Origin of the sequence: Lichenicola sp. (genome assembly GCF_965198575.1) — a bacterium.
GTDB lineage: Bacteria > Pseudomonadota > Alphaproteobacteria > Acetobacterales > Acetobacteraceae > Lichenicola.
On record NZ_OZ240671.1, the window covers coordinates 3,149,889 to 3,165,000 of the forward strand.

General features: G+C 69.0%; 15 protein-coding genes (1 of these 15 running past the window's edge). 6 read left to right on the top strand and 9 right to left on the bottom strand.

Annotated elements, in window-relative coordinates; all coding sequences use genetic code 11:
* Positions 1–23 precede the first annotated feature (23 nt).
* Positions 24–386 carry a DUF4440 domain-containing protein gene (locus ACOEQ2_RS14295; RefSeq protein ID WP_419728637.1) on the top strand — a complete coding sequence of 121 codons (363 nt, stop codon included), beginning with the start codon at positions 24–26 and terminating at the stop codon, positions 384–386.
* Positions 387–443: 57 nt separating this feature from the next.
* Here the strand turns inward: ACOEQ2_RS14295 and ACOEQ2_RS14300 are convergent, their stop codons facing one another.
* Positions 444–1,016 carry a hypothetical protein gene (locus ACOEQ2_RS14300; RefSeq protein WP_419728638.1) on the bottom strand — a complete coding sequence of 191 codons (573 nt, stop codon included), beginning with the start codon at positions 1,014–1,016 and terminating at the stop codon, positions 444–446.
* Between the two features lie 97 nt (positions 1,017–1,113).
* The gene (locus ACOEQ2_RS14305; protein WP_419728639.1) at positions 1,114–3,507 is read right to left on the bottom strand and encodes a hypothetical protein; all 2,394 of its coding nucleotides are present in this window, start codon (positions 3,505–3,507) and stop codon (positions 1,114–1,116) included.
* A 253-nt stretch (positions 3,508–3,760) separates the two neighbouring features.
* Between ACOEQ2_RS14305 and ACOEQ2_RS14310 the strand changes: the two genes are divergently transcribed.
* Entirely contained in the window at positions 3,761–4,750 is a 990-nt protein-coding gene (locus ACOEQ2_RS14310) for a 3TM-type holin (RefSeq protein ID WP_419728640.1), read from the top strand.
* Positions 4,751–4,858: 108 nt separating this feature from the next.
* Positions 4,859–7,828, top strand: a complete 2,970-nt coding sequence (locus ACOEQ2_RS14315; RefSeq protein ID WP_419728641.1) for a hypothetical protein — start codon at positions 4,859–4,861, stop codon at positions 7,826–7,828.
* 104 nt (positions 7,829–7,932) lie between these two features.
* Here the strand turns inward: ACOEQ2_RS14315 and ACOEQ2_RS14320 are convergent, their stop codons facing one another.
* From ACOEQ2_RS14320 to ACOEQ2_RS14345, 6 genes are all read right to left on the bottom strand, one after another.
* The gene (locus tag ACOEQ2_RS14320) at positions 7,933–8,817 is read right to left on the bottom strand and encodes an SH3 domain-containing protein (protein WP_419728642.1); all 885 of its coding nucleotides are present in this window, start codon (positions 8,815–8,817) and stop codon (positions 7,933–7,935) included.
* Between the two features lie 92 nt (positions 8,818–8,909).
* A complete protein-coding gene (locus tag ACOEQ2_RS14325) occupies positions 8,910–9,611 on the bottom strand; it encodes a CHAP domain-containing protein (RefSeq protein ID WP_419728643.1) in 702 nt (233 codons plus the stop codon).
* A gap of 282 nt (positions 9,612–9,893) precedes the next feature.
* Positions 9,894–10,244, bottom strand: a complete 351-nt coding sequence (locus tag ACOEQ2_RS14330) for a RidA family protein (RefSeq protein WP_419728644.1) — start codon at positions 10,242–10,244, stop codon at positions 9,894–9,896.
* A 46-nt stretch (positions 10,245–10,290) separates the two neighbouring features.
* Positions 10,291–10,914, bottom strand: a complete 624-nt coding sequence (locus ACOEQ2_RS14335) for a nucleotidyltransferase family protein (protein ID WP_419728645.1) — start codon at positions 10,912–10,914, stop codon at positions 10,291–10,293.
* Positions 10,915–10,962: 48 nt separating this feature from the next.
* Positions 10,963–11,703, bottom strand: a complete 741-nt coding sequence (locus ACOEQ2_RS14340) for an XdhC family protein (RefSeq protein ID WP_419728646.1) — start codon at positions 11,701–11,703, stop codon at positions 10,963–10,965.
* Positions 11,700–12,080: an XdhC family protein gene (locus ACOEQ2_RS14345; RefSeq protein WP_419728647.1), complete on the bottom strand. Its 381-nt coding sequence runs from the start codon at positions 12,078–12,080 to the stop codon at positions 11,700–11,702. Before ACOEQ2_RS14345 ends, ACOEQ2_RS14340 begins: the two co-directional genes overlap by 4 nt.
* Before the next feature lie 97 nt (positions 12,081–12,177).
* Here ACOEQ2_RS14345 and ACOEQ2_RS14350 point away from each other — a divergent pair, with 97 nt between their 5' ends.
* From ACOEQ2_RS14350 to ACOEQ2_RS14360, 3 genes are read left to right on the top strand one after another with little or no spacing between them, the layout of a single operon-like run.
* Entirely contained in the window at positions 12,178–12,840 is a 663-nt protein-coding gene (locus ACOEQ2_RS14350) for an MBL fold metallo-hydrolase (protein ID WP_419728648.1), read from the top strand.
* Positions 12,841–12,885: 45 nt separating this feature from the next.
* Complete coding sequence (locus tag ACOEQ2_RS14355; protein ID WP_419728649.1) at positions 12,886–14,022, top strand: acetoin utilization protein AcuC; 1,137 nt, start codon at positions 12,886–12,888, stop codon at positions 14,020–14,022.
* Between the two features lie 5 nt (positions 14,023–14,027).
* Positions 14,028–14,540, top strand: a complete 513-nt coding sequence (locus ACOEQ2_RS14360; RefSeq protein ID WP_419728650.1) for a DUF192 domain-containing protein — start codon at positions 14,028–14,030, stop codon at positions 14,538–14,540.
* 82 nt (positions 14,541–14,622) lie between these two features.
* Here ACOEQ2_RS14360 and dps read toward each other — a convergent pair whose 3' ends face one another.
* Positions 14,623–15,112, bottom strand: the 3' portion of a protein-coding gene (gene dps / locus ACOEQ2_RS14365; protein WP_419728651.1) for a DNA starvation/stationary phase protection protein Dps. Its footprint extends 47 nt past the window's final position; 490 of the gene's 537 nt are visible here — the last part of the coding sequence; its start codon lies off the right edge, out of view; the stop codon is at positions 14,623–14,625.

Sequence of the window (15,112 nt, forward strand, 5' to 3'; positions counted from 1 at the left end):
GTCGCACGATGAGGGATAGCACGATGGATGACGCACGGATCTGGGGTTCCGAGGAAGGTCTCTGGACAGGTGATGCGGAGAACTACCGCGCCACGATCGACGAGGAATGCCTGATGGTGCTGCCGGCGCCGCCATTCGTGATGAGCGGCGCGCAGGCGGTCGAAGCGGTCGCGAGCACGCCGCGCTGGAGCACGGTCGAGCTGTCCGAGCGCCAGGTGTCGCGACCCCAGGAAGGCCTGATCGTGATCGCCTACAAGGCAGTGGCGGAGCGAGAAGGCGTAAGCCCATACGAGGCGCACTGCACCACCACGTATCGCCGGCTGACCCAGGGCGAATGGCGGGTCGTGCAGCACCAGCAGACCCCGCCGCTGATCTCGAGCCCGTAGGTCGGCCGCAGCCGGGGGCGCCCGTGCGTCACCTCCCGTCCGGCGGGTGGGGGACGTTCAGGCGAACCGCACCGTCCTGTCCTGCTTCGTATCCAGAAGCTGCAGCGCGATGTCTCCGGCTCCGAGCTTCGGGTCCAGCCCGACCAGCGATCGGCCGGTGAAGGTTTTCCAGAACTGGCCGTTCCTGAACGCGCTCAGGCTCCCATCTTGCTCGGTCCTGACGGTAATGGGTGCCGTACTGCCGGGGATCGGCGTGCGGGCCACGGTGAGGCCCGACTTGGTAGCGGAGCCTGCTGCGACGGGTACGCCGGACGCGGACGACTCAAAGCTGATGAGGTTGGCAAACCGGGCCAGCCCGGCGATCTGTTCGGCTTTGGCCTTCGCCGTCATGGCCGCACCGAATTGGGACTCGTATCCCGTCCAGTCGGTGTTCTGCTGCATCCAGGCCAGCTTGTTATAGACCGTGATGTCTTCGAGCACCGCGGCGACAAGGGGATCCTTGCCGGCCTGGGTGACAGGCGGAACGTCCAGCACCGACGCCGGAACGACGGCGCTCAGGGAGTACAGTCCGTCAGACCCGGCGGATGCTGTCGCCGCAGTCGTCGAAAGGGATGCCGGAGAAACGCTCACACCTGATCTCCTCGATCCGGAGGACCAGGCGCACCTTGTCGGCCATATTCCTTACCAGGAGGTAAACGCCACCAGCTCCTGATGCGATGGTGAACGGCTACGCGTGATTGAGGGCAAACCGGCGCACCAGACCGAACAGGGCTGCCTCGTCCACGCGGAAATTGGCACGGTCGGGAGCCTCGCCGGGGACCATGATGTCCTGCACATGGTCGGCGGGCAGGAACACCAGCTCGGACGGCGCCTCGAGCACGGCCGGGTTGTGGTACAGGTCGAGATCGCCGCGCTGCACCAGGTTCCAGTGCCCGGTCATCACCAGGCCGGGCGTGTTGCAGATCCAGCGGTATTTCGCGAGCGCCGCGCCCCAGGGTGCGACGAAGAAGCCCGCCCGGCGGCACCAGATCAGGCTGACCGGCACCGGCCGGCCGATCGTGTCGACCAGCCGCACGCCGCGTGCCGCACAGGTCTCTGCCAGTGCCGCCGCAATGGCGCGCTCGGCATCAATGAACGGGGTGGCGCCGGGACGGTCGTCGGCAACGCTGCGGTAGGTGGCGCCTTCTGCGGAGGAGTTGTGCCCGTCCAGCACGATCACCGGCAGCTTCGGCGCGAATGCCGTCACCAGATCCTCGACCAGCCGGCCGAATACCCCGGCCTGGTCCTCGAGCGTGCGGTTGCCGACCCGCAAGCCCAGCAGGATCACCGGCGTCCCTGGGGCGATCGCGGCCATCTCGGCACGCTCGCCGTCCCAGCGCGGGTCGGTGTCGATCGCCGCCATCACGTGCGCGCCGACGCTGCGGGTCACCACCATGCCGGTGATCTTCATGACCCGCGTGCCGGTCTCGTAGAAGGTGCGGATGCTGTGCTCGAACGGGCTCGGCCGGCGGATCACCCGGCCTTCGAGCTCGGGATGGATGCGGTCGATCGGGCCGTACATCTCGGCCGCCAGATGGCTGTCGAACACCAGGCAGGGCGGCAGCTTCCCGGCCGGCACCCTGGCGACCAGCGCGTCCAGGCCGGTCAGGTCCTGCCAGAGATAATGCCCGATATGCAGTGTCGGCTCGCCGCGGAAGGCCTGCACCAGCGGACCGGCGGGGGAGGGCGCGTGGGCCTTGATGCGCGCGTTGCCGATGGCGATGCTCTGCCCGTACACCAGCAGGTGGCGTTGCATCATGGCGACGAAATCCAGGCAGTAATGCCGGGTGCGGGTGGCGCTTGCCGCGTCGGCGGCGACCAGCAGGTCGATCGACGGGAAATAGATCCCGAAGGTGCGGAAATGCCATTCCAGCGCCACGATGTGGAATGTCAGGTCGTGCCGGGCATCGTGCAGCTGGTACGCAAAACAGAGATTGTCGTAGTACAACGGCCGCAGGATCGTCCGCACCTTCTGTCCGTCGACCGGTGAGGGCCAGCTCGTTTCACCCTGCAGCAGCATCTCGATGAAGTTCTCCTGCAGCGGCTGCAGGCAGGCGGCGCGGGCATGTTCCGGATCGATCGCGACTTGCCCGGTGCCGGTCGGGATCACGTAGCCGAGGTTGCGGGGCAGCGGCTCGGTCAGCGTCCAGACCTGGGTCGGGTGCGGGATGCCGGCCTCGGTGCGGCTCTCCAGCATCAGCGCCATCAGGTCGAGCTTGATGACCTCGTGCAGCGCCAGGAAGCGGATCAGCCGGGCATCGACAGGCTCGTCCGGATGCAGCAGCAGCGATCGCCAGAGCTGGGCGAAGAGCGGCCTGATCACCCGTGCAAGCTGGGTGCGCGCTGCCGGATGCAGGGTCGTCGCCTGGTGGCCGATGAACTCGCCGCGATGGTCGAGATACCAGACCGCAGCCGCGCCGCTCTCGTGGCTCAGCTCCAGGATCAGCACCGGGAAGGCGAGGGTGCAGATGCGGAGCGGCTGCCAGCCCGGATGCAGCACCGCCGGCGCACCGCCCTGCAGCACGATGAGGCCGGTGGCGCCGATCATGAAGCGGCCGTCCCGGGCGTGCACCGGCAGTGTGTGGTCGTCCGGAGGCGGCGCGGGCGCGGTGTCGGCCAGGCGCTGCTCGAGCGGCAACCGGGCGGGATCCGGGGCGTCGGGCGCGGCCAGGCACATCTGCTCGAGCGTCCGACGCAGGCTCGGCTGCAGCGACAGGAAGGCACTGACCGGCTCGGGCTGGCCATCGCCGAGCCGCCCGTCCCGCAGCCAATCCAGCACCGGGCGGATGGTGTCCAACACGATGTGCAGCTGCTCCGGAGGCAGGCTGTCCAGGTTCGGACGCAGATGCTCGAACGCCTCGTCGAGCATCCACAGGCCGCTCTCACCGGTGGCTGCGTGGAACTCGAGCAGCAGCAGCGGCTGCAGCAGGCGAGACAAGGCGCCGGCCCGCCAGCCGGGAGCGAAATGACGCACTGCCTGGCCGCCGAGCCGGAGGGTGCGCAGTCGATCCTGGTCCCTGACCATCACGACGCCGTCGACCTGCATGGTGGCGTCAGGCTGGTGCAGCGGATCGAACGGCATCCTCGGTCGGCCTCATATTCAGCTTCGTGGCCGCGATGGGACGCGATCCGGCACCTGCTGTCCATGCCCGATCGTCGCCGCAGCGTGTGCAGCATCGGCTGCGTAGCGAACGTCCCAGACTGCGCCGAACCCGTCTCTTTCCTGGTATTTTGCTTGACCCAGGAGACATCGTTTCAATAACATCATGAAATCAGATGTGCCCATGCGGATCGTGCCGGTCACGGGCGACACGCCGCAATCGTGGGAGTCCATGATGTCTGGGTTTACGGGGCTGCTCGCGAGCGAGGCTGTCGCGAGTTTGGCGACACCGGTGGTCGGTCGGCTGCTCGACTTCATTCCCGATCCGGAAAAACGCGCGGAGGAGGCCGCCTCGGCAGCGACGGCGCTTCTCGCAGCCGACGAGTCTCTGCTCAAGCAGCAGAACGACATCAATCTCGAGGAGGCGAAGAGCGAGAACCTCTTCGTTTCCGGCTGGCGACCTTTCATCGGCTGGTGCTGCGGCGCCGCCCTGCTCTGGCAGATCCTGCTGGCTCCGTTCGTCGCGTTCAACTGCGCCGTGTTCGGCTACCATCCGGCGCTGCCCGAACTGAACCCGGACTGGATGACGGCGATCCTGGTGCCGCTCCTCGGCCTCGGCGCGATGCGCAGCGTGGAAAAGATCCAGCGTGTCGCCGGACCTCTGATGGGGACGACAAAGCCCGCTGCCGTGGCCCCGGCTCCACAGGCCGGCCTCAGCGTCGGCATGAAGCAGGCGGCGCTGACGACCCTGTTGTCGCGGCCGGCGGTGGCAACCCGGCCGGCACCGTCCGTCGCAGCCACACCCGCACCCGCCGCCGACACCCATGCGGCAACCCGCGACACCTTCGCCCGGACCCTATGGGGGGAGGCGCGCGGCGAGGGCCAGGCTGGAATGGAGGCCGTCGCCAACGTGATCTGCCGCCGGGCGGCGTTCCCGCGCTGGTGGGGCAACGATATCCGGTCGGTCTGCCTGGCGCCGTCGCAGTTCTCGTGCTGGCTGCCGGGCGACCCGAACCGGCCGAAGCTGCAGGCGGTCGACGCCACCGATGCCGCGTTCGCGACGGCACTCGACATCGCCGAGAGAGCGATCGCGCAGACGCTGGTCGATCGGACCAACTCGGCGGACAGCTATGCGGACCTGAGCTCGGCGCACCCGATCTGGGCGAACGTGGCCAGGCAGACCGCGATGATCGGGCGTCACACCTTCTTTCGCCTCGAGACATAGGGCGTCCAGGCAACTTCAGCGGGAGCAGCCGCAGTGCAGGGCTTCCGGCAACGTCTTCAGGGTTTGCCGCTCGGATCGATCGCGCGTTTGCGGATCCGGGCCCGCAGGGTGTGGCGGCGCAGTTCGCTGTCCGGCGGTGGGCGGGCGTTCCGGCGCTGGGTCGAGGCGCGTTGGGAGCGGAGCCAGACCGCCCCACCGGACACGTTCGAGATCCTGGAGAGCGGCCCTGCGCTGCGGCGGGAGGCCTCCAGGCTGGCGCCTTCCGCCGATGACGAGCTTGCCGCGATCTGCCTGTCCGGTGGTGGGATCCGCAGTGCCGCCTTCTGTCTCGGCGCCATCCGCCCGCTGCTCCGCGACGGGCTGCTCGACCAGTTCCACTACCTGTCGACGGTGTCCGGCGGCGGCTTCACGGGCAGCTGGCTGACGCGCTGGATCGCCGACCACGCGATGCCGCCGGACACCCTGCTCGATGACCCCGCCACCCTGCAGGCGCTGCGCCGCTACACCAACTACCTGACACCGGTGCCAGGGCTCGCGTCCCTCGACACCTGGGCGGGCATCCTGCTCTGGATCCGCAACACGCTGATCAACTGGGCGATCCTGCTGCCGGTGCTGCTCGGCCTGGCCGCCGCGATGATGCTCTATCTGCTCCTGTTGGGGACCCTGGAGACCGGCGTGTTCGGCATCTGGCTGTCGCGGGCGGCGGGTGTGGCCGGGCTGTGCGGGCTGTGCGTGTCGATCCGGCAGGCGATCATCCTGCTGCCGAGCCATGAGCAACCCGACGTCGCCGATCCCACCAGGCCCGCCGGCCCGGATGCCGCGACGGTCATGCGCGCGATCGTCTGGCCCGGCCTCGCATGGGCGTTTCTCGCCCCGATCGCGGTGTTCCCGCTGCTGGCCGCCGGCCATGGTGTCGAGCCGGTGTGGCGACTGTTCTGGATCGCCGACCCGCACACGGCCGGGCTCTGTGCCAGCCAGATCCCGCCCGAGTTGGTGCCGGACCTGCTGGTTCGCGCGGATCCACCCTGCCGGCCCTGGCAGTGGCCGATCTGGATCCTGCCGTTCGGGAGTCTGCTCGCGGGTCTGCTGGCCTACCTGCTCGGCTGGATCCATGTCGCCCGCAGCTACCACGACGGGCAGCCGAAACGGCGCCGGTGGCCGCTGTACTGGGTGCGGCACGACGAGGCCTTCCGCAGGAACCGGCTCGCCTGGCTGTGCTCCTGTGCCTGCTCCGCCTTCATGCTGGGGGTGGGCGTGATCCTGGCGCAGGACGTGGCGGCGGTCTGGATCGCCGTCGCCGGGCCGCCCTGGGTGATGGGGTCCGACGTGCTGCGCTCGACCGTCTATGTGGCGCTGCGACGCGAGGGATTGCGCACCGCGCTCGACCGGGAGTGGCTGGCACGGCTGAACGCCGACAAGCTGCGCCTGGTGCTCGGATACGATGTCCTGGCCGCGGCGACACTGCTGCTGCCGCCGCTGATCCTGGATGGCCGTGCCCAGCTCTGGAAGACCATCGTGGCGGTGGCGGGCTTCCTGAGCGGGCCTACCGCGGCCTGGATCGGCAGCAGCGCGAAGGCGGCGTTCCAGCCCGGAGACAGCACCGAGACCAAGCGGCCGCTGCTGCTGCGCTCCACGGTGTGGCTGCCGCTCGCCGCCCTGCTGTTCATCACGTCACTGCTGATGCTGTTCGGTCGGCTTGCGGCGCTGCTCACCTTCCGCATCGCGGAGGATGTGTGGGGATCGGCGCCCGACATCGGCGAGGCGTTCGTCGCGGCACTCCTGCTTCTGCTCGCCTGCCTGGCGGCGTCGCTGTCGATGGGCCGGATCGTGAAGATCAACCGCTTCTCGCTGCATGCGGTCTATGCCAACCGGCTGATCCGCGCGTTCCTGGGCTCAGCGCGCCGGCTGCACACGCGGGCGCCGGACCCGTTCACGGATTTCGATCCTGCCGACAACACGCGCGTCGCGGACATGTTCGAGGACCGCGAACGCGGCCGGCCGGCACGGCTGTTTCCGGTCATCAACGCGACCCTGAACGTCACCCAGACCACCGATACTGCGCGGGCGGAGCGCAAGGCGGTGCCGTTCACCATCACGCCGCTGCATTGCGGATCGCGGTTCCTGCGTGGCGGAACCGGCGCCTATGTCCCGACGGCCTGCTATGCCGGCGGGGAAGGGCGCGAAACCGGACCCGAGGATAAGAGCCGCGGACTCTCGCTCGGCACCGCGATGACGCTGTCGGGTGCGGCGGTCAGTCCCAACATGGGATATCACTCCTCGGCGCTGACCGCGTTCGTCATGACGCTGTTCAACGTACGGCTCGGCGCCTGGATGCCCAACCCGGGGATGAGCCTGCCGACGCGGCAGCCCTGGATCAGCCGGTTCGCGACATGGATCAATTCCGGCTCGCTGAAGCGTGTCGCCGGCATCGCGACCGGCATCCCACCGGATCTGGACGGCCCGAGGCAGCGACAGCACTGGATGCAGCAGGCCAGCCCGCACGACGCGCTCTGGCCGATGCTGCAGGAACTGCTCGGCACGACGCGCATGGACAGCCGCTACGTCTATCTGTCGGATGGCGGCCATTTCGACAATCTCGGTCTCTACGAGATGCTGCATCGGCGATGCCGTCGGATCCTGGTGATCGATGCCGGCCAGGACGGCAAGTATGTCTATACCGACCTCGGCCGCACCCTGCAGCACGCACTCCTCGATCTCGGCGTGACGGTCGACTTCATCAGCCCGATCCGGACCGGCGAGCCGACGCTGCATAATCATGGCGCCTTTGCCGAGATCACCTATCCGGCGCGGGATGGCCGGGATCCGGCGTCCGGCCAGCTGGTCTATATCAAGCCGTGGCTGCCGCCGGAGGCACCGGCGGAGCTGCACGCATTCGCCGCCCTGAAGCAGAGCTTCCCGCACGCCAGCACCGCCGACCAGTTCTTCACCGAGAGCGATTTCGAGAGCTACCGCCGGCTCGGCGACTACCTGGTCGACCAGATCCTGAAGGGCGTCCTGCCGGATGCGGGCGGCACGCTGGAAGAGCTGTTCGATCGGCTGCGGGTGCTCGCCCGATAGGGCTGGACCATCATCCGACGGGCCTTGCTAACCGATCGGACAAGGATGCTCGTCACGACAACGACCTGGAGTGTTTTTCCGATCCCGTTCGACCGGAAAAAGCTCTAGCGCGGCGGCTGGTCCGGTCTGCCCTGGCCACGATCCGGCGGACCATGGGCTTCGGGTCCGGGACCGGCCGGACCGTGTCCGCCGCCTGGCCCGGCACCCGGCCCACCGGGTCCACGCTCCGGACCGCCGCCTGGCCCCCCGGGTCCGCGCTCCGGACCGGCCCCCGGTCGGAATTGTTGCGGCCGCTCACCCTGCGCCGGCTGCGGGCCACGTTGTCCCCCCGCAGGTCCCTCCGCGGGCCGGCCCTCGGGTCGGCCCTGGAACCCTGCAGCCTGGCCTCCCTGCGGACGACCGGGTTCGCCGCCGCCGTGGCCGCCGCGGTTGAAGTCCGGACCACCGCCGCCCGGACCCCGATCGCCCGGACCCCGATCGCCTGGTCCCCGATCGCCTGGTCCGCGATCTCCCGGGCCGCCACCGCCGCGGCCACCATCGAAGCCATGACCGTGGTCGAAGCCAGGCCCGCCACCGCCGTGCCAGCGATCGACGGGGGAGTACCAGGACCGACCGCGATAGTAGCGGCCCCAGTAGGTGTTGAAATCGAACCCGATGAAGGGGACGCCGATCTCCTGGCCGTAGCCCTCGAGCGGCACCTCCCGGTTCTGGTACGCGATCTCGACGCCGGGGCCGGCCACCCAGCCGCGCAGACCGCCGGTCGCACCTGCCACGGCGACATCGCACCAGCTCCAGCCGTCGAGGCAGCCGAAGACCTCGGCCGGCGTGCCTTGCGGCAGCGAGGCGATCCACGGGTAATCGACGCCCGGTCCGGCGCGCAGGTTGATCGGTTGGCTGATATATCCGGGGGCGGCTGCGGCGGAGCCTGCCACCACCGAAACGGCAACCAGGGCGGCAGCGGCGCTCCTGGTGAATGTGCTGATGGTCATGCCGATCTCCCGAGGCTCGTCAGGATAGGCAGGATCGGCGGCCATTGCGGCGGCAATACGACCGGCGCGTGGTGTTATCGACGATCCGGCGCTCAGCGCAGGTCGCGGTTCGGGGCATCGTCGGACAGGCTGGACGAGGACAGGCTGGTGCCGTCCGCCATCACCGGCATCTCGGCGACCTCGGTGCCGGCGCGCAGGTCCGACGGCGCCCGGTTGCCGAGGCGCGGCACGATGACGTCGCTGCGGGCGGTGATGATCCGGCCGGTGGTGTCCGGGCGCGCGTAGATGAAGCCGTAGGTCGGGTAGATGCTGCCGTAATTGTCGTCGCGGCCCATGCCGACGCGCACCGCGGTCCAATCGTTGTTCTCCGACACATCCACCACCGACACGTTGCGGGTGATGCCGCGCGAGTTCCAGTGCGACTGGTCGATCTGGATGGTGCGGCTGTCGACGACGCTGGTCACCACCGCGACGTGGCCCAGGCGCATGCGGGCATTGGCGCGGAAGTTGAGAACGCTGCCGATCTCGGGGGCGGCGCCGCGGGCATACACGCCTTCGGCGTTCTGCCACCAGTTGGCGGCATTGCCGGACAGGGCGATGTCGGTGTCGGCGCGGGCGAACGCGACGCACTGGAGGACCGGAAGGCCGGCCCGGCGCGCATGCTGGTAGCCCGCGTGGCGGATGCCCGCATGGTGGTGGCTGCGGGCATCGGCTTGAATCGTGGGAAGCAGGACCACGCAGGACGCCGCCAGGACCACTCCCTGAACCAGCTTCTTGATCGAGGTCAACTGCATCCGGTCCTCCAGCCTCACCATCTCGTGAACAGCTGGTAACAACGAAAATGCAACCCTGGCAATCGCTAGTGTCGCCTCTCGGCCGGTAACGATGTCATTCGACGAAAAACCACACCTTGCATCCCGAGTTCTAGGACAGGGGTCCTATCAGGCGGCTCAGTCCGGGGGCGTCGTCGATTCCGTGCCGGCACGGATGCGAAATGATATGATCACGTTGCACGATTGTCACAGTTCGTGCATCACCGTGACATGAATCACGCATCCAGCCGGCCCGGCTTCGGGTCATTTCGTCGTGATCAGCATCACCTCGACGAGCATGCGGGGATCGGCGAGGACGGCCTGGACACAGGCACGCGCCGGCGCCTCGCCTTCCGGCAGCCACTCCTGCCAAAGCGTGTTGAACTCGGCCCGGTCGTTCATGTCCTTCAGCCAGATCTGCGCCTGCAGCAGGCGCGAGCTGTCGGTGCCATGCTCCTCCAGCACGCTGTCGAGCTGCTCCAGGATGTCGCGGGTCTGGCCCTTGAGATCGCGCTCCAGGTCGCGGGCCACCATGCCCTGGGTGAAGACGAAGCCGTGATACTCGACCACCTTTGACATGATGGCGTTCGGTTCGGTGCGGATGATCTTGGCCATGCTCGGCTCCTCGAAGGGGGTTGTGTCCTGCGTGCTGACCGCCCGGTCAGCGTCTAGCGCCGCGGGAGAATAGGGCCAGTCGCTCCGGAGTGTCGAAATCCTCGAGCACCGCGGCATCGCCGGTCTCGATCGACAGCACATGCGTCGAGGACAGTTCCAGCAGCGCGCGCGCACCGGTGTCGCCCCGCAGCGCCAGAAGCTCGGCGAACATCGACCGGTTCCACAAGACCGGATTGCCGCGGCGCCCACTGGCCAGCGGGACCAGCGCATCGGCTTGGACGGTGGCATCGCGGCAGGCTTCGAGCAGACGGTTGATCAGCACCGAGCCGACCAGCGGCATGTCGGCAAGGCACACGAGGGCGGCGTCCCAACCGAGCCTGGTCGCATGGGCGATCCCGGCCCTCAGACTGCCGGCGATGCCCTCCGCATGATCCGGTGCCTCGAGCAGGGTCGGCCCCGCCGCCGGTCCGATGGCGCGGCGGATCCTGTCCTGGTCATGGCCGACCACCAGCACCACGTCGTCGAGAGTGCTGCCGCACACCTCTGCCAGCGTGCGCGCGAGCATGGTCCGGCCTCCCGGGTCGGTGGCGAGCAGCTTGTCGAATGGGGCTGCACGCCGGCCGGCGCCCGCGGCCAGCACGATGCCGCCGATCAGGAGCGGCGCGCTCACGAGGGCCGCCTGCTCACGATTGCCACCTGCTCCAGGATTGCCGGCTGCTCACGATTGCCAGCCGCTCCGGTCGGCGAGCGCGCCGCCGCGGCGGACCGCGACGATCTCGGCCAGGATCGAGAGCGCGATCTCGGGTGCGCCGATCGCCCCGATCGCCAGCCCGACCGGCCCGCGGATCCGCCCGATCGCCGCATCGTCGAAACCGGCCTCGCGCAGCCGCTGCCGCCTCGCCTGCTGCGTCTTCCGCGAGCCGAGCGCACCTATATAGAAGGAGGGGCCACCCAGGGCGACGTCGAGCGCCGGATCGTCGAGCTTGGGGTCGTGGGTCAGGGTCACGATGGCGCTGTGGCGGTCCACCCGCAGCCCGCGCAGGGCGTCGTCCGGCCACTCGGTCACCAGATCGATGCCGGGGAAGCGCTCGGCGGTGGCAAAGCTGGTGCGTGGATCGATCACGCTGACGGCGATCCCGGCCGCGACCGCCAGCGGCGCCAGCACCTGGGCGATATGCACGGCACCCACCAGCAGCAGTCGCGGCGGCGGCGCATGCACGTGCAGGAACCAGTCCTGGCCGTCGATCCCGACGACGCGGCTGCGATCGGACGTGGCGATCCGGGCCGCGGCTTCGATCAGCAGGTCCGTCGGCAGGTCCGGCGGCTGTGTGGTCGGTCGGTAGCGACCATCCTCATCGAGCAACAGCAGCTGTGCGCCATCCGGAAGCCGGGTGGCGAGCACGGCCAGCTGCCGGTCGCGCCTGGCATCGGACAGGCGCTGGATGGTGTCGGGGGTCATGCCGCGCCGGGTGCCGCGGCCGCCAGCATCTCGACGAACACCCGGATCGTGCCGCCGCATGCGAGCCCCACCGACCAGGCGCTGCTGTCGCTCACCCCGAAGGAGAGCAGTCGTGGCTGCCGGTCGGCGATCGTCTCCAGGGCGGCCTCCACCACCGAGGATTCGACGCACCCGCCGCTGACCGAGCCGGCGATGCGGCCGGATCCGGTGATCGCCATACGGCTGCCGGCGGGCCTGGGCGAACTGCCCCAGGTCTCGGTGACGGTGGCCAGGGCCACCCGCTCGCCCTCGGCATGCCAGCGACCGGCCAGGATCAGCGGATCCTCGGGAGGGAATGCCGGCAGCGGGCTCGGCTCCGCGGAGAGGGTGTCGTTCATGGTGATCCGGTTTGTCGCTGGAGTCGGGCGAGCCGATCTGGATTGGCGGCCCTGCAGAGGCCATAACGTCGGTCGAGCCGAAGAGGAGCACGCGAACGTGCCATCGCCAAAGATCGAGATCGTTGTCGTCACGCCGTTCCAGCAGAACTGCCAGATCCTGTGGGACGCGGAGAGCCGGCGCGGCGTGGTGGTCGATCCGGGCGGCGACGTGCCGGCGATCCTGGACCGGGTGCGCGCCAACGACGTCACCATCGACGCGATCCTGCTGACGCACGGGCATCTCGACCACGCCGGCGGTGCGGCCGAACTCCGCGACGCGCTGCCGCCCCTTGCCGACGGCACCCGCGTGCCGGTGATCGGCCCGGATGTGCGCGATGCCTTCCTGCTCGCCGGCATCGACAAGCAGTCGGCCGGGATGGGCATCAGCGGGATGCACGATGTCGAGCCGGATCGCTACCTGACGGAGGGCGAGGTGCTGGACTTCGCCGGCTGCCGGCTGAAGGTGCTGCACGTGCCGGGCCACACGCCGGGCCATATCGTGTTCATCGAGGAGGCGCAGCGCTTCGGGCTGGTCGGCGACACGCTGTTCCGCGGCTCGGTCGGGCGGACAGATTTCCCGTATGGCAATGGGCCGGAGCTGATCGCCAACGTGAAGTCGAAGCTGCTGACACTGGGCGACGACCTGGTGATCGTGAGTGGCCACGGGCCCGGTTCCAGCATCGGCAGCGAGCGCCGGACCAACCCGTTCATGCTGCAGTAGCGGCTGGCGGTCCGGTTCGGAGCGGGTCGGACGGCGGTGGCCGGGATGCAGCTGCCTGATCCAGCCGGGTTGCCGGTGCTGATCGGCAGCGAGATCACCCGACACTCCTCGTTCGGCGCCTGGCACCCCTTGTCGATACCGCGCGTGACCGTGGCGCTTGACCTGATCCGGGCGATGGGCTGGATCGACCCGGAGCGCTATCTCGATGCGCCGATGGCCGAGCCGGCGGAGGTGTGGCGGTTCCACGATGCCGGCTACGTCGCGGCGCTGCAGGACGCGGAGGCGACGCAGCAGGTCAGCGAGGACGTCCGCGAGCGCTACGGCATCGGCGTCGGCTCCAACCCGATCTACCCCGAGATGTATCGGCGACCGATGATCGGCGCCGGCGGTCTGATGCTGGCGGCACGGCTGACGGCCGGCGGTCGGGGCATCGTGCATTGCCTCGGCGGCGGCACCCATCACGGCAGGCCGGATCGACCCTCCGGCTTCTGCTACCTGAACGACGTCGTGCTGGCGCTGCTGGTCTGGCAGGAGCTCGGTCTCGAGCGCATCGCCTATGTCGATCTCGACGCGCATCACGGCGACGCGGTGCAGGATGCCTTCGCCGAGGATGACCGGGTGCTCACGCTGAGCGTGCACGAGGAGCGTCGCTGGCCATTCACCGGCCTGGCGAGCGACCGCGCCGGCGGGGCGGCGCGCAACATGCCGGTGCCGCGCGGCCTCAACGACAGCGAGATGCGGGTGCTGGTGCAGGACGCCATGCTGCCGCTGGTGCGCGCGCATCGGCCGCAGGCGGTGTTCGTGCAGGCGGGCGCCGATGCGCTGGAGGAGGATCCGCTGTCCCGGCTGGCGCTGTCGAACAACGCGCTCGTCGATGCCGTGGCGGGTCTGCGCGACCTGGCGGCCGAGCTGGGGGTGCCGCTGATCGTCACCGGTGGCGGCGGCTACAACCCTTTCTCGACCGGGCGCTGCTGGGCGCTGCTCTGGGCGGCGCTGAACCGGATCCCGGTGCCGCCCGGGGTGACATCGGAGGCGGAGGCGGTGCTGCGGGCACTGACCTTCCGACGGGGGAATGGCCGCAATCCTCCGGCGCACTGGTTCACCTCCTTGGCAGATGCGCCGCGAGAGGGTCCTGTGCGGCCGGAGATCAGGCGGCTGGTCGAGATCGTTCTGGAGGAATGAGGGTGATGGATACACGGATTGGACGGTGGCTGCGGCCGGCGGCACTGGCGCTGGCGATGCTGCTGCCGGCGGGCGGGATCGGCCAGGCGCTGGCGCAGGATGCCGAGCCGACAGCCGCCCAGCCAGCCCTGCCCCGGCAGCAGCTCGTGATCACTGGACAGGACGGCAAGCGGCATGAATTCAACGTCGAGGTGGCAAAGACGCCGCGCCAGCAGGAGGTCGGGCTGATGTTCCGCACCTCGATCCCGGCCGATAGTGGCATGCTGTTCCCGTGGCCGGAGCCGCAGCCGAGTGCCATGTGGATGAAGAACTGCCCGGTACCTGAGGACATGGTGTTCATCGGCGTGGACGGGAAGATCGGCCATATTGCCGAGAACACCGTGCCGTACAGCCTGGCCAACATCGAGAGCCACGGCACCGTGGCTGCGACGCTCGAACTGCAGGGTGGTCTCACCGCCAAGCTCGGGATCAGTGTCGGCGACACCGTGACGAGCCCGGCGCTCAGCTCGAAGTCCTGACGCGCGCAAAAGGAAGGCCGGGGCAGCGCGTGCTGCCCCGGCCTTGTCGTCCGGTCGGTGTCGTGGTGCGGCGGTCAGGTCGTCAGCGGGCGCCCTTGCCGTCGCCGTCACGGATCTCGCCGGTCGGCTCCTGGACGTGCGCCTCGAGGAACCAGAGCTGCTTGTCGATCGCGCGGCTGACCTCGGTGAGCAGGTCCGCCGTGTCGGGATCGCCCGCCTCGTCGGTCTCGTCGATGTTCTGGCGCACGGCGTTGCCATACACCGAGAAGCGGTCGATCAGCGCCGCCAGGTGGTCGGCGATCTTGTAGATGTCGGTCGGATAGGGCTCGAGCTGGCTGTCGCGGGTGATGTCCTGGGTGGTGCCGAACGCCGTGCCGCCGAGGGCCGTGATGCGCTCGGCCATCTTGTCGGTGAGGTCGTCCTGCTCGTCGCGGAAGCCGTCCAGCATCATGTGGACGCCGATGAACTGCGGACCCTTGAGGTTCCAGTGCGCCTGCTTGGTGATCAGCGCCAGGTCCAGGCCGTCGGCAAGGCGCTTGTTGAGCACGTCGATGGCGACGCTGCGGGCGTTG

What these genes read in the sequence shown, in the direction of transcription:
- ACOEQ2_RS14295 (WP_419728637.1), top strand. Translation starts at nt 24, where the DNA reads ATGGATGACGCACGGATCTGGGGTTCCGAGGAAGGTCTCTGGACAGGT.
- ACOEQ2_RS14305 (WP_419728639.1), bottom strand. Translation starts at nt 3,507, where the DNA reads ATGCCGTTCGATCCGCTGCACCAGCCTGACGCCACCATGCAGGTCGAC.
- ACOEQ2_RS14310 (WP_419728640.1), top strand. Translation starts at nt 3,761, where the DNA reads ATGTCTGGGTTTACGGGGCTGCTCGCGAGCGAGGCTGTCGCGAGTTTG.
- ACOEQ2_RS14320 (WP_419728642.1), bottom strand. Translation starts at nt 8,817, where the DNA reads ATGACCATCAGCACATTCACCAGGAGCGCCGCTGCCGCCCTGGTTGCC.
- ACOEQ2_RS14325 (WP_419728643.1), bottom strand. Translation starts at nt 9,611, where the DNA reads ATGCAGTTGACCTCGATCAAGAAGCTGGTTCAGGGAGTGGTCCTGGCG.
- ACOEQ2_RS14330 (WP_419728644.1), bottom strand. Translation starts at nt 10,244, where the DNA reads ATGGCCAAGATCATCCGCACCGAACCGAACGCCATCATGTCAAAGGTG.
- ACOEQ2_RS14340 (WP_419728646.1), bottom strand. Translation starts at nt 11,703, where the DNA reads ATGACCCCCGACACCATCCAGCGCCTGTCCGATGCCAGGCGCGACCGG.
- ACOEQ2_RS14345 (WP_419728647.1), bottom strand. Translation starts at nt 12,080, where the DNA reads ATGAACGACACCCTCTCCGCGGAGCCGAGCCCGCTGCCGGCATTCCCT.
- ACOEQ2_RS14355 (WP_419728649.1), top strand. Translation starts at nt 12,886, where the DNA reads ATGCAGCTGCCTGATCCAGCCGGGTTGCCGGTGCTGATCGGCAGCGAG.
- ACOEQ2_RS14360 (WP_419728650.1), top strand. Translation starts at nt 14,028, where the DNA reads ATGGATACACGGATTGGACGGTGGCTGCGGCCGGCGGCACTGGCGCTG.